The organism is Sphingomonas ginsenosidivorax (assembly GCF_007995065.1).
In the GTDB taxonomy this organism is placed as follows: Bacteria; Pseudomonadota; Alphaproteobacteria; order Sphingomonadales; family Sphingomonadaceae; genus Sphingomonas; species Sphingomonas ginsenosidivorax.
Genome location: NZ_VOQR01000001.1, coordinates 346803 through 359725 on the forward strand (window position 1 = coordinate 346803; position 12923 = coordinate 359725).

Below are 12923 nucleotides of genomic sequence, written 5' to 3' on the forward strand. Positions count from 1 at the left end.
GGATGTCGGGCGGCAACCTAGCAAACCGACGAGGACAAGCTCGCCACGACCATCGGCCACCGGCCGTCCCGCACCCGGCTCGCGCCGGGCGGGATCTCTACAAGGCGAGATTCTCCAACATGAACATCCCTAATCCTGTTCGGCCCGTCGCACCCGCGGCAGGCTATATCGGTGGCAAACGCAACCTGGCGTGGCGCCTGGTCCCCATGATCGTGCGCGTCGACCATGACGGCTATGCCCACCGCAAAAGTTGGATATTTGAGATTATGCAAACATAAAATCATGCGAAGAATCTATCGCAGCCCCGCTAAAGACACTGGCGGCACTGGAATGGTCGTCGGCATCGATAAAACCGTATTCACTTGCCGAGGCTCCGTTGGAGGCCAATCCGTTGAAGTTTGCTGTCGTGAACTGGCTGGCGGTCGTATGTTCGAGGGTCAAGAATGTATTGAAGCCGTAGCTGTTGCCAGTCGAGCCGTCGCGGTCGAGCTGGAGCAGGGTGTCGCTACCCGACTGGACCAATCGCAGGTAGCCAGTGGTGCCGAATGGGTTGGAGCCGTCCCAGTTGACCAGGCTGGAAGTAAGAAAGTTGTCTAAGTTGAGTACGTCGCCAGCCGGCCCGGCAGCAAAGTCAGCAAAGGTTGTGGCTGAGCTGTAGCCGTAAATGCTGTAGCTGGACCCTAAGGTTACCGTATCCTGTCCAGCACCAAACGTTACGTGCACGTCACCATAATAATTCTGAGACAGCTCAAGCTTGTCGTTGCCGGTGCCAAGATCTATCGTGGAGCTTCCGTATGCGATGCTATAGAAAGAAACCTGATCATCATCGGCGCCGGCGTCGATTGTGATGGTCTCGCTGGCATTGGAGTTGCTGGAATAATGCGTAGAGGAGATATAATCTTGGCCGGCCCCACCGCGTAGAGTGTCAGAGCCAGCATCGCTATCGTAGAGATAATCATCGCCGTCCCCGCCGTCCAGTATATCGGTACCCTGGCCGCCATAGAGGGAGTCATTGCCAGCTTCGCCGAACAGGCTGTCGTTGCCGAGTCCGCCCCGGATACTGTCGTTGCCAGAACCGCCGTACACCGTGTCGGCGCCGCCACCCGCATCCACGCTGTCGGCGCCTGCCAGTGCGTAGATCACGTCGTCGCCCGCCGTACCGGTTAAGGTGTCGGAACCGTTAGTGCCCGTGATCGTCTGGCCGCTTGCCGAGGCTCCGTTGGGGGCCAAGCCGTTGAAGTTTGCTGCGGTGAACTGGCTGGCTGTCGTATGTTCGAGGGTCAGCAGCGTATTGAAGTTGTAGCTGTTGCCAGTCGAGCCGTCGCGGTCGAGCTGGAGCAGGGTGTCGCTGCCCGACTGGACCAATCGCAGGTAGCCAGTGGTGCCGAATGGGTTGGAGCCGTCCCAGTTGACCAGGCTGGAAGTAAGAAAGTTGTCTAAGTTGAGTACGTCGCCAGCCGGCCCGGCAGCAAAATCAGTAAAGGTTGTGGCTGAGCTGTAGCCGTAAATGCTGTAGCTGGACCCTAAGGTTACCGTATCCTGTCCAGCACCCAACGTTACGTGCACGTCACCATAATAATTCTGAGATAGCTCAAGCTTGTCGTTGCCGGTGCCAAGATCTATCGTGGAGCTTCCGTATGCGATGCTATAGAAAGAAACCTGATCATCATCGGCGCCGGCGTCGATTGTGATGGTCTCGCTGGCATTGGAGCTGCTGGAATAATGCGTAGAGGAGATATAATCCTGGCCGGCCCCACCGCGTAGAGTGTCAGAGCCAGCGTCGCTATCGTAGAGATAATCATCGCCGTCCCCGCCGTCCAGTATATCGGTACCCTGGCCGCCATAGAGGGAGTCATTGCCAGCTTCGCCGAACAGGCTGTCGTTGCCGAGTCCGCCCCGGATACTGTCGTTGCCAGAACCGCCGTACACCGTGTCGGCGCCGCCACCCGCATCCACGCTGTCGGCGCCTGCCAGTGCGTAGATCACGTCGTCGCCCGCCGTACCCGTCAAGGTGTCGGAACCGTTAGTGCCCGTGATCGTCTGGCCGCTTGCCGAGGCTCCGTTGGGGGCCAAGCCGTTGAAGTTTGCTGCGGTGAACTGGCTGGCTGTCGTATGTTCGAGGGTCAGCAGCGTATTGAAGTTGTAGCTGTTGCCAGTCGAGCCGTCGCGGTCGAGCTGGAGCAGGGTGTCGCTACCCGACTGGACCAATCGCAGGTAGCCAGTGGTGCCGAATGGGTTGGAGCCGTCCCAGTTGACCAGGCTGGAAGTAAGAAAGTTGTCTAAGTTGAGTACGTCGCCAGCCGGCCCGGCAGCAAAATCAGTAAAGGTTGTGGCTGAGCTGTAGCCGTAAATGCTGTAGCTGGACCCTAAGGTTACCGTATCCTGTCCAGCACCCAACGTTACGTGCACATCACCATAATAATTCTGAGACAGCTCAAGCTTGTCGTTGCCGGTGCCAAGATCTATCGTGGAGCTTCCGTATGCGATGCTATAGAAAGAAACCTGATCATCATCGGCGCCGGCGTCGATTGTGATGGTCTCGCTGGCATTGGAGCTGCTGGAATAATGCGTAGAGGAGATATAATCCTGGCCGGCCCCACCGCGTAGAGTGTCAGAGCCAGCGTCGCTATCGTAGAGATAATCATCGCCGTCCCCGCCGTCCAGTATATCGGTACCCTGGCCGCCATAGAGGGAGTCATTGCCAGCTTCGCCGAACAGGCTGTCGTTGCCGAGTCCGCCCCGGATACTGTCGTTGCCAGAACCGCCGTACACCGTGTCGGCGCCGCCACCCGCATCCACGCTGTCAGCGCCTGCCAGTGCGTCGATCACGTCGTCGCCTGCCGTACCCGTCAAGGTGTCGGAACCGTTAGTGCCCGTGATCGTCGCCGTTGCATGCGCGTTCAAGGTGTAATTACCGGTCGCGTTATTGATTGCAGAAACAGCAACATAGTACAGGCCAGTTGTGCTTGCGACAAAGCGCGTGCCAGTTCCATCCACTCCATCGGTCGTCAGCTGGTGTCCCGTCGCATCATAAATCGTCAAGATACCGTTGCCGTTAGATGTGGAGAGACCGAACGTTACCCGGTCGCCTGCTCCAAGGTTGACCTTGAACCAATCATGGTCACCAGCTTGGTTTATTACTCCGACCGTGTTGAAACCTATAGCGAGATCGTGACTGGTTTGTTCGGTGCCGTACAAGCCTGACGCACTGCGCCCCTCATTGGCGCCGTTGCCAATCCAGTGCCATGTTGCGCTTTGCACGTCGAAACCCGCCGCTGATAGGTCAGCGTTACTAAGAAGGTATGCAACGGGATCAAAGGAAATGGTACGGCCTTCCGATGCTCCGTTCTGCACGAAGTGGCGTGTAGCGGCAGCCGTGTCTGTCCCGAACGCTGCCCGCAGGTCCGCATAGGATGCAACGTAGCCGAGTGCATCGAATGAAACGCTACGGTGTTCACCGGCGCCGGTTTGTACATAGTGGCGCGTTGCAGCCGCAGTGTCGTTGCCGAACGCAACCCTGAGATCGCTGTTGCTTGCGAGATAACCGTAAGCGTCGAATGAAACACTCCGGCCTTCAGCGGCGCCGGTTTGAACGAAGTGGCGCGTTGCAGCCGCGGTGTCGTTGCCAAACGCGACCCTGAGATCGCCGTTGCTTGCGAGATAACTGTAAGCGTCGAACGAAACACTTCGACCTTCGGCAGCGCCGGTTTGGATGAAATGCCGGGTTGCAGCTGCGATGTCCGTGTTGAACAAGGCGCGAAGGTCACTATAGCTCGCCAAATAGCCGTACACGTCAAACGAAATGGATCTACCTTCCGAGAGGCCGGCTTGCGCGTAGTGCAACCGTCCAGCTTGCGCGTCGGAGCCGAAGGCAGCGCGTAGATCCGCGTACGATGCGATGTAAGCGAGCGCTTGAGCGTCGCTCCAGGTCGAACTGTCCATTGAATGTCTTCCCCAAAAAACCGACGCGTTCAGCAGATTCTTGGCCGCCGAAAAATCGACGCATAACCTATGATCGCCTAGAAATGTCAATGACATATCCCGTACGATCATGCCGCCAAGCAACTTCACAGCCGGCCACTGCCCGTTCGGTTGTTGCCGTCTCAAGCTGTTCGCACTTTCCGCCAGACGCGTAACGGCAATGGCGGTAGAAGATCGCTGAAACTCAATCGTATGTGGCAGCGGTTTTTGGAACAAATTTTCATTTCCAGTGAAGATCGCCCAACGCCAAAGGGAACATATGATTCTAGGGCGGCGGAGCAGCAGCGCATCCGCTCGCTATGCGGCTCGCTTTTGCCTGGCTCGATCTTGAACCGGACCTCGCGCCCGGAACCTCTGTAGCTATGGCCCCGGGGAGCACGCTTTTCCCCCCGCCTCGCTTGCGGGCTTTTCGTGGCGCAAAAGGTGCAGTTGGTGACCCAGCCGGATCCGGCCTCGATCCTAAGGTTTGGGGCTTATTAGGAATATCGATCACCGGTGCAGTTCGGTGCAGCAACGAGTCAAATAGCGCGCGCTTCGTGATTGACACGCATCAGAACCCGCCTGCTCCCCCCAGGGAGCCCCCGTAGCCGCCCAAGCGGCTACGTTCGACAGCGGTCGCTTGACGCTGTCGGGGTGTGGCTCGGGGCCTTCGGGCTTGGTGAAGCATCAAACTGCGTACGTCGTCACCAGCTCGCTTTCGAGACCCGGCGCGCCGAGGATCCGCGGGTGGAGGTTCAGCTGCGCGGGCGTGGTGAGCAGCGCCTGCATCCCGGTCTTCACGCCCGCTTCGTCGGTGCCGACGATCGCCGCGGTGGTGTCGGTGGCGTTCGCGCCAGGCGCGACGCGCACGACGACGATCGGCGCGATCACCTGGCCGGCGATGGCACGCAATGCGGCGCGCAGCGTGCCGGTGGCGCCCGCCTTTGCGATGGCGTCGTCAATGCTCGTGACCCGCACTGCGGTATCGAGCGGGAATGCGCCGACAGCCGCGTCGGGTGCGGTTGCGACCAGCCCGATGACGGCGGTGGCAATCGTTGTGATCGCGCGCGACCGGGGCGCGACTTCGGTGATCTGGATCCCGTGCAGGAAACTCATATGCGGACCTTTCAGGCGAGCGCCGACAGGGCGCGGATGGTGGACGAAAGCGAGAAGGCGGGCGCTCCGGGGGCGTCGGTGCGCCGGCCGGTGACGGTGATGACGGCCTGATGCGGCTCGGCACCGGCGGACAGCGTGACGCGCGAGATGCGCGCGCGCCCTTCCTGGCGCATCAGCGCGAGCGCCGCGGCGGCGAAGATGCGCAGCCGGCCGAGATCGTTGTTCGGCTGATCGAGCATCTGGGGAACCAGCGCCCCATAGTCGCGCCGGCCGAGGCGCGTACCGAGGGGCGTGCCGAGGATGTCGCCGATCGACTGTGCGAGGTGATCGGCCCCCGCGATCGGCGCGCCGGTGACGCGGTCCATGCCGATCATTGCGGTTTCCCCGACACAGCGCCGCCCGGCTGGACGCCGAGGTGGACGTGATCCTTCAGGCTCTTGCCGGCGCCGATGACGTCGGTGTCGGCGGTAATCGTGCCCGTCGACCGGATGTCGCCGTCGACGGTCACGTCGCCCTTGAGGGACAGCCCGCCATCGGCGTCGATCCGGACAGTCGCGCCGCCGGGAAGGATCGCGGTCAGTGCGTGTGCGACTGGATCGTAGCCGATGCGCGCGCCGTCTTCGTATTCGATCAGCGTCGAGGCGTCGTTGGCGGGGTGTGGGTACGCGTCGCTCGACAGGCTGCCTATGATGATGCCGCGCGCGGTGTCGGCCTTCGGCGCCAGTACCGCGACCTGTTCGCCGACCGACGGCGGCGACCAGGTGCGCGTCTTGCCGGCACGGCTGGCAAGCCATGGAATGTCGCCGGTGGTCAGATCGTCGTTGAAGCGGACGCGCGCGGTGCCCGCGGCTGGGTCGACCGACACGACGACGCCTTCGCGCGCAAGATCGCCGATGAGGTGCTGAATGTCGGCGGGATTGGCCATGGACGCGACCATGCGCGGGCGCAGCCGAGAGGCGAGGCCTCGCTCTTGTAGAATGGCTTTCTACAAGCGCAGGGAATGCCGAGAGGATTACGAGGACGCCCCGCATACGGTCCTGGGTACCGCTGATGGCGCTTTTTGGCCCATGTTCTTCGGCCTGCCAACCATTACGGCGAACTGCTTCTCGATAGGGGGGGGGCATGGCAAAACTTGCGACTCGTCCTAGGTAGCCCAGATCGGTAGACCTATTTAAATAAAACCAATGTGACCTCAATCTTACGGTACTCGCAACTGATTATACCGAGTCTAGACCGATCATCCGAGCAACTAAGGTACTTGTGCCGGATCATACCTAAACATATGATTTCAATAATTGGCTTAGCGAATCGGTCCGGGGGGCGTTGTGACGCATGAACAACGGCGGTGGGAAGGTTTTTGCCCCATATGTCTGAAGGACACGACGTTCGTAGCAAGTGGCCCATGGTTTCGCGATCAACTCAATTGCGAGAGCTGCATCGACGGATCAATCCCTCGTGAGCGTGCGCTCATGCTAGCGGTTCGGCGTTGCCTACCGGGTTACGCTGATATGGACATTCACGAAAGTTCTCCAACTATTCGGGGCCTGTCGACTTTGCTGCGGAAGGACGCGCCAGGTTACATCGCGACGCAGTTTTTCCCTGATACTACGCCTGGTGCACTGGTAGACGGGGTGCGATGCGAGAATCTTGAAGCTCAAACCTTTGCCTCCGAAAGTTTCGACTTGGTCGTAACGCAGGACGTGATGGAACACGTTTTTGATATCGAGAAGGCCTATAAGGAAACGTTTCGAACGCTGCGACCGGGCGGTTATTATATTCATACTACACCAATGTATAAAGATCTGACGCATACACATGCTCGTGCAAAGCTGCATGATGATGGTACTATTGAACACTTATTTGATCCCGAATATCACGGTAACCCGATCAACGGCGATGGTGCCCTTGTTACATATCATTTTGGTTACGACCTGGTCGATTTGATCGCGTCGTGGACGCCGTTTGATGTGGAGTGTTACCGCGCCAATTCTCGTTCCCACGGCATTGTAGCGGAATTCATTGAAGTCCTGATATGTCGAAAGCCGGAGGGGCGAGATCTCCGTCGGCTTACGGCCTTCTAAATTTGATCTGATCGTGCGGGTTATGATCGTCAAGATGTTAGGATACTCGGCTTGACCGCCGGGAACACGACCTTCGCTACCTCCGGCAATGCCTACGGCGACCTTTGTGCCCAGACTTGCCTAATCATGCGTGATACCGCCAATGTCGACTACACCAAGCACTGCGGCGCCGCTTGCCATATAGGATATGCCGGTTAGGCGACCTGGACGCCGCGCGCGGCGACGGTCGCGCGCATCGCCGCGAGCATCGGCTGCATCTCGTCGGCCGTCTTAGCGCGACGGTAAACGACAGCGAGATTCAGCTCACCCGAGGGCGTACCATCGTAGAAGCGGGTCGCGCCGAAGGCGTGCGTCGTGCCAAGTGCGATCAGCGCATCGCCGGCGGGCTTGTCGGTCCATTCCGTGCTGTGCGTCGCGTTGGCCATCACCCAGCGGCCGGTCTCGGCCTTGTACGATACGCCGGTCGCGGTGCGGGTGGTCGACGCCACGGGGTGGAGCAAATCCTTCAGCACACCCGCGTCGGGCGCCCAGCCACCGGCCCGGTACAACGCAGCATTGAACTTGTCCGCCGCCTGCACACCGAAGTCGAGGATCGGCCCAGTGGTTACCCCGCCATCCAGAAGCGGCACGGACGCGATATGCGCGCGTGGACCCCAGAAGGTCGGGAACCCGCTCGCCGGCTGCACCTGGCTGGACTTGGCCACGATGCCGATCGTGAAGCTGCCGTCCATCGGCACGTTCGTGTCGACCATCCAGCCCTTGTCGCCTGCGCCGTAACTGTCCATCCCGGCCGCGGTGCGCTTTGGCATTGAGCCCGCGATCAGCGTGCCGTGGCGGCCGAACAGGCCACGATCGGCGAGCGGGCCGGCGAAAGCTTCGCCGATCGCGCCATCCTGAAGGAGATAGAGCGCGAGAAGATTGCGGGCGGGGAAGGTGCCCATGCCGTCGAGATACTGCCCGACGATCGGCAGGCCGCTGCCGCGTGCCGAGACGCCGGGGACCATGATGCTGAAGGCCATCTTATTGTTGCTCCATGACAGGCCGCTTCCAGCCAATGGCCAGGCGGTAGGGTGAACAGGCGTTTGAGAGGTCGTAAGGGAGGCCAGTGCGCGTCGAGACGCTGTCCGAGCGCGCCGGATCGCTGTCGAAGATATTGCCGCCACCGTTGTGGCGCGCCTTGTCCGCGTACAGCAGCTCGGCGCCTTCGCCTGGTACGCGGGCACACAGGATCTTGGCTATCGTCGACCCGATGATCGTCACCGATTTGATCGGAACGTCGCCCTGCGCGTCGACCACACGGTAGCCCGCGTCGTCGTACAGCGTGGAGGCCGCACCATCGCACAGCGGCTTGATCGGAAGCGGACCGCAGGGGAGGTGATGATGGACGTAGATCGCGCGGCCGACCCGCTTGATCTCGAGCGGGTAGAGCGGCTCGAGCGTCCGCCCCCCGACGCCGCAGGCCATCGCGATGATCTTGCGCGCAGGGCGATAGCCGGCATCGTCCCATTGACGAGCGACCCGGTTGGCAATCGCGACCACGGGGCTTTCCCCCTCGGCGGGATCGTGCGGGTCGAGCGCGGCGATCTCCTGGGCAGTCAGCGGCCGGCGGACGTGATCCGTCGGCGACGGGTCGTTGATCCCCAGCTCGACGGTCGCCTTGAGCGGGTGAAGCGTGGCGTCGCCATCCCGCGGGAACCAGCCCGGCCCGTAGAACCACCCGGGGCGCACGCTGAGGCCGATCATGAAGGCAGACGGCGACAGCGGCGCCATCGTCACCGCCGGGTGCGCCTCCTGCCCGTTACCGAGCGACTGGCTGTACAGCAGGATCAGCGCCCGCGTTGCGTCGAGAGTGGCAACCTGCAAATTGTGCGGCGCCCCCATGATCGAGGCGGTGCGCGCGCGGTTCCGGGCATCCTTGTAAAGCATGCCAAGATCCGCGCTGGATCCGGCGTGCATGAATGCGATGTCGCCATCGACCAGCGCTGCGTATGCATGCCCGTCCTCGTCGGTGACCGACCAGGGTGAAGATGCTGGCTGATCGCTGACGATTGTACCCGCCGCCATCTCCAGATCACCCGCGAACAGCGCGCCCGCCATATGCCAGCGGCGCCGCAGGTCCATTGCGAGCAGTGCATAACCATCGGCGTCGGTGATCGCGAAGGGCATCGAGCCCTCCGCACCGCTGGCGACAGCGCTGCCCAGCTGCAGATCGTCGTACACGCGCATGCGCGCGGCAAGCCACCGCAGATCATCGTCGAGCGCCAGCGCGGGATATCGGCGACGTCGTAGGCGGGAATCTGATCGGGGCGCAGCCGGCCGTCGCTGCCCAGCGTCGCGACGCCATTCGCCACGCCAAGCCGATCCTCGCTGACGTACATGCGCAGCTGCGCGACCAGCAGCGCGGGGGTGACGATCTTGCTGTCATCGCCCGCCTCGACGTCGCCGGCGCTGGCGAGATATGCGACGCCTTTGACGGTGCGCGATGCTGTCGGATTAGTACGTTTGCGGCGTGCGGACCACCCAGCGCTGCTGGAAAGTATACGAACTTGTCCACGTCGGCTGGAGGGTGCCGTCGGTCGCGTTTCCCGCTGCGCTGACAAAAAGAGTATTCGGGTAGTTGGTGAACACATTGCTGAGCGTGGCCTGCGCTTCTGGCGACTCATGTTTGTTGAACGCAATGCTCATATTAACCACGTCGACGGGGCGGAGCGAAGCGAGTCCGCTGCGCAATAGCGTCTCAGCATCCGAATAAAGCGACGCGGTTCCCCGCGCCACAGCAAGGATCGAAATCGCGATCCTGCCTTAGCCTGAAGGAGCATCGGTAATGCCGCTGCGGAAAGCCTCGAAAGCGGGTCCTCCGAGCGCAAGTCCAGCGACGTGCGTACCGTGACCGCTCACCGGGTTAATTTGAAGCGAGTCATCCGCTCCATAGTTGAGGGGGGTGAGGGGAGTCTTTGGCCCGTAGGGGGTCGCATGGCTCAGATAATCGTCTGCTTCAGCAAAAAATCCACGCGGGAAGCGAGTTGAGAACCCCTCCTCCCCGGGGCCGGACGGGGGGCACCCTGCTTCCGAACATGGGACGCCGAAGAAGCCGTTGTCGACGATCACGACCACAACCGACTGCGGTGCGCGCCTGTTGCGCGCGTAAGCTTCGGCCACCTCCGTCGCATTGAAGGGCCACGGCACGTCCTCGTCACCGTCGCAATCGTCGGCGGTGCCGGAGGTCGTTCCGGCGGGCGGCTGGTATGCGCCGATGATCGCGCCTTTCGCTACCGGCCTGTCATCGACGTCCACCCCATGGCCACCCGCGGACCTTAGGTCGATCGCGAACTTCGGCAATTCGGCATCGGACACCGACAGACGCGTTGGCAGGGTCTCAAAAGGGAGGTGGAGAACGCGTCCCACGGTCAGCGTGGACGTCTTGGTGAGGCCGCTCGACGCAAAATAATGGTCGAACAAAGCGTCGACGGCAAGCTTGCCAGTGGCTTGCAGGCGGATTCCGGACAGCGTGTCGCCTTTCCGCACCGTCACGGTCACGTCCGTGTGTATCGCCAGACAGGCGGGCCAGACAGCGCCATAAGCTGCCGCACCGAGCTTCGTCTCGGCAGCCGCGTTCAATCCCGGGTTCGTCACGTTTAATACGTCGAGATATCCCTCTGAAAGCGCGCCGCACAGCTCTTCAACGGTCTCCCGCACGGACTTGTCTTTCAACGTGGGACGTTCGGCTTCGGTGACCGGGATCGGCCTGGCGTGGCGTGCGACGAACTCGACCACGGGCTGTTTGGGGGTAGTGCCGATGGCACGCGCGATGACGAGATGGTCGGCGGCAGGCGCCCGCCCGGCGGGAGCTAGGTCGCAGATCGCCGCAATGGTGATGAGTTGGGAAGCGATCCGCATCGGGCTACTTTCTGCAACCGCCGATGCCGGGACTGAGGTTGAATCCGCACACGCGCCGCTCCTTGCGCAACTGAGGCGGCACCTCGGACTGTGCAACCCAAGCCGCGACGAAGACGCGAAATGAGACGGTATTAAGCGGAGAAAGATAGAAATAAAAGGCAGGGGTCAGATGGGTGGCACCCGGCTTCTTCCCCATCGCCGAGTTGACGCCGATCACGCGTCGCCGGCCGGTCGCGTTGACGATCATCACCGGACCGCCAGAGTCGCCATAGCAGAGCACGGACTGCTTGGCGCCCTCCGACGTCGTCCGGATGTAGGTGCCCAGCTGATCGGGGTAGATCGAGATTCCGGTCGCCTCGATCGGCTCCTGCCCCATCCTAAGCGCTTTGTCTGACGGGGTGTAGGTGTAGTAGCCGTCGTCGGTGATCCCGAGATCCGTACAGCCATAGCCCATGAGGCGGATTTGGGTCGTCAACGGCGTAAACGTGGATAAATCCAGCACTTCGGCGTCGAGCCCAGAGACGCGCTGGCTGAGATCGCACAGCGCATAATCGTCGCTGGAGCGGGGGGCGCCCGCGGCGTTTGTTTTTCGCGCGGTGTAAAAGTCGCTGATCGCGCAACGCATACCGTAGGTACCAGAGCCGAATTTCACGTCAGCGCCGATTGTTGCGCCGTTTTTAGTTCCCGCGGGCGATCCCGCGTCGACGCAATGCGCTGCCAGCAGCACGACCGAGGGACCGATCAGGCTCAGTGTGCATGGTTCTCCGATCTGATTGTCCGCGATGGCGACCGTCTTCCACTCGGTCGGATCGATCTGCACGTTGGCATTGGATAGCTGGATTTTGGCACCGCCGAACTTGAGCGGGACCGAGACGAAATGACGGACCCGCTCGGAGGGCGCTGGAGGGGCGCCCGGCGTGAAGAGCGGGACCGCCAAGTCGGCGGCCGGGTTTTCCACGGGCGGTCCCCTCACGCTCTGCGCACAGGCGTCGGCATGAGCGCCGAGCGCCACTGCCCCGGCGAAGGTGGCAAGGAACGCAAGTCTATTTCGCATCGCCCTTGTCCGCCTTCTCGATCGCATCCTTGATCGCAATAGCCTGCGTGACCGCCGCACTGATCACTGTGTCGAGCGGCTGGGTCGGATCCTTCTCGCTCGTGGTGGAGACGCCGCACTGGTCGTGCATGCGCAGATTGCCTTTCCTCGGGAACGCAACGAAGTCGAGCCAGCGCGGATCGGCGATCTTCCCGGTCCACCGGTAGGTCGTCGTTGGCGTCACAAGAATGATATCGATGCCCCGGCAAGCCGCGTAATAAAGGCCGCGGGACGGCTGCGACATCACACCTCCATAAAAACTAACCGCCGGCAGCGCGCTTCGCGGGACCTCCGTCCATGACAGCGTCGTCGTGCCGCTCGTTTTCGTGCCGCCCTGCTTGCTCATCGCGAGATCGCGTACGGGGTCGAGATCGCATGGTTGTGTCGGAAATGCTTTGCATTTCGCTCCGAGGTCGGCTGCGCCTGCCATGCCCGCGACGAGCGGGATCACGACCTTGACAATGCCACCCGTAGTCTGAATGAACGCGGCTCGGCGGTCTTCGACCTCGACGCCGGCGGTCTGGATGAGATCTGTATTCTCGACCTTGGCGAGGTTGATTGTCGTGCGCTTCCACAGCGTATCATCGCGCAGAAGCAATATGCGGTTGCGCCTATCCTCGACCCGACGATTAGTCACCACCAGATCGAGGTTCTCCGGCGTCCCGGCAGCTGCGCTGTTCTTGAGTTCCATCCGAATGGCGTTCCGTTGAAAGTAGAACGCATCGATCACATTTGAAAAACCCGAATTGATCGAATCCGCGTCCAGCGCGACACCA

The 12923-nt window shown here is 61.4% G+C and carries 11 protein-coding genes; 1 reads left to right on the forward strand and 10 read right to left on the reverse strand.

All coding sequences use genetic code 11. From position 1 onward, the window contains the following. Nucleotides 1–264: 264 nt before the first annotated feature. From FSB78_RS19395 to FSB78_RS01520, 4 genes are all read right to left on the reverse strand, one after another. Nucleotides 265–4197 (reverse strand): beta strand repeat-containing protein, encoded by a 3933-nt coding sequence (locus FSB78_RS19395; RefSeq protein ID WP_242007917.1) that lies wholly within the window; start codon nt 4195–4197, stop codon nt 265–267. Nucleotides 4198–4647: 450 nt separating this feature from the next. After that, nucleotides 4648–5076, reverse strand: coding sequence for a phage tail sheath protein (locus tag FSB78_RS01510; protein ID WP_147079357.1), 429 nt, complete (start codon nt 5074–5076; stop codon nt 4648–4650). 11 nt (nt 5077–5087) lie between these two features. Beyond that, nucleotides 5088–5450 (reverse strand): GPW/gp25 family protein, encoded by a 363-nt coding sequence (locus FSB78_RS01515; RefSeq protein ID WP_147079358.1) that lies wholly within the window; start codon nt 5448–5450, stop codon nt 5088–5090. Continuing rightward, the gene (locus tag FSB78_RS01520) at nt 5447–6001 is read right to left on the reverse strand and encodes a phage baseplate assembly protein V (RefSeq protein ID WP_147079360.1); all 555 of its coding nucleotides are present in this window, start codon (nt 5999–6001) and stop codon (nt 5447–5449) included. Before FSB78_RS01520 ends, FSB78_RS01515 begins: the two co-directional genes overlap by 4 nt. A gap of 583 nt (nt 6002–6584) precedes the next feature. Here FSB78_RS01520 and FSB78_RS01525 point away from each other — a divergent pair. Further along, complete coding sequence (locus FSB78_RS01525) at nt 6585–7157, forward strand: methyltransferase domain-containing protein (protein ID WP_158637948.1); 573 nt, start codon at nt 6585–6587, stop codon at nt 7155–7157. A gap of 194 nt (nt 7158–7351) precedes the next feature. Here the strand turns inward: FSB78_RS01525 and FSB78_RS01530 are convergent, their stop codons facing one another. From FSB78_RS01530 to FSB78_RS01555, 6 genes are all read right to left on the reverse strand, one after another. Next, on the reverse strand, nt 7352–8176 hold the full coding sequence (locus FSB78_RS01530) for a hypothetical protein (protein ID WP_147079364.1): 825 nt from the start codon (nt 8174–8176) through the stop codon (nt 7352–7354). A gap of 1 nt (nt 8177) precedes the next feature. Then, a complete protein-coding gene (locus FSB78_RS01535; protein WP_147079366.1) occupies nt 8178–9383 on the reverse strand; it encodes a hypothetical protein in 1206 nt (401 codons plus the stop codon). Nucleotides 9384–9650: 267 nt separating this feature from the next. Beyond that, the gene (locus tag FSB78_RS01540; protein WP_147079368.1) at nt 9651–9842 is read right to left on the reverse strand and encodes a hypothetical protein; all 192 of its coding nucleotides are present in this window, start codon (nt 9840–9842) and stop codon (nt 9651–9653) included. A gap of 117 nt (nt 9843–9959) precedes the next feature. Then, nucleotides 9960–11054 carry a hypothetical protein gene (locus FSB78_RS01545; RefSeq protein ID WP_147079370.1) on the reverse strand — a complete coding sequence of 365 codons (1095 nt, stop codon included), beginning with the start codon at nt 11052–11054 and terminating at the stop codon, nt 9960–9962. A 4-nt stretch (nt 11055–11058) separates the two neighbouring features. Beyond that, on the reverse strand, nt 11059–12108 hold the full coding sequence (locus FSB78_RS01550; RefSeq protein ID WP_158637949.1) for a trypsin-like serine protease: 1050 nt from the start codon (nt 12106–12108) through the stop codon (nt 11059–11061). After that, a complete protein-coding gene (locus FSB78_RS01555; protein WP_147079375.1) occupies nt 12098–12877 on the reverse strand; it encodes a hypothetical protein in 780 nt (259 codons plus the stop codon). Before FSB78_RS01555 ends, FSB78_RS01550 begins: the two co-directional genes overlap by 11 nt. Nucleotides 12878–12923: the final 46 nt, after the last annotated feature.

Excerpts from the sequence above, each read along its gene's own strand:
- FSB78_RS01510 (WP_147079357.1), bottom strand. The coding sequence starts at position 5,076 with ATGAGTTTCCTGCACGGGATCCAGATCACCGAAGTCGCGCCCCGGTCG.
- FSB78_RS01515 (WP_147079358.1), bottom strand. The coding sequence starts at position 5,450 with ATGATCGGCATGGACCGCGTCACCGGCGCGCCGATCGCGGGGGCCGAT.
- FSB78_RS01540 (WP_147079368.1), bottom strand. The coding sequence starts at position 9,842 with ATGAGCATTGCGTTCAACAAACATGAGTCGCCAGAAGCGCAGGCCACG.
- FSB78_RS01550 (WP_158637949.1), bottom strand. The coding sequence starts at position 12,108 with ATGCGAAATAGACTTGCGTTCCTTGCCACCTTCGCCGGGGCAGTGGCG.
- FSB78_RS01535 (WP_147079366.1), bottom strand. The coding sequence starts at position 9,383 with ATGCGCGTGTACGACGATCTGCAGCTGGGCAGCGCTGTCGCCAGCGGT.
- FSB78_RS01525 (WP_158637948.1), top strand. The coding sequence starts at position 6,585 with ATGGACATTCACGAAAGTTCTCCAACTATTCGGGGCCTGTCGACTTTG.
- FSB78_RS01520 (WP_147079360.1), bottom strand. The coding sequence starts at position 6,001 with ATGGCCAATCCCGCCGACATTCAGCACCTCATCGGCGATCTTGCGCGC.
- FSB78_RS01530 (WP_147079364.1), bottom strand. The coding sequence starts at position 8,176 with ATGGCCTTCAGCATCATGGTCCCCGGCGTCTCGGCACGCGGCAGCGGC.
- FSB78_RS01545 (WP_147079370.1), bottom strand. The coding sequence starts at position 11,054 with ATGCGGATCGCTTCCCAACTCATCACCATTGCGGCGATCTGCGACCTA.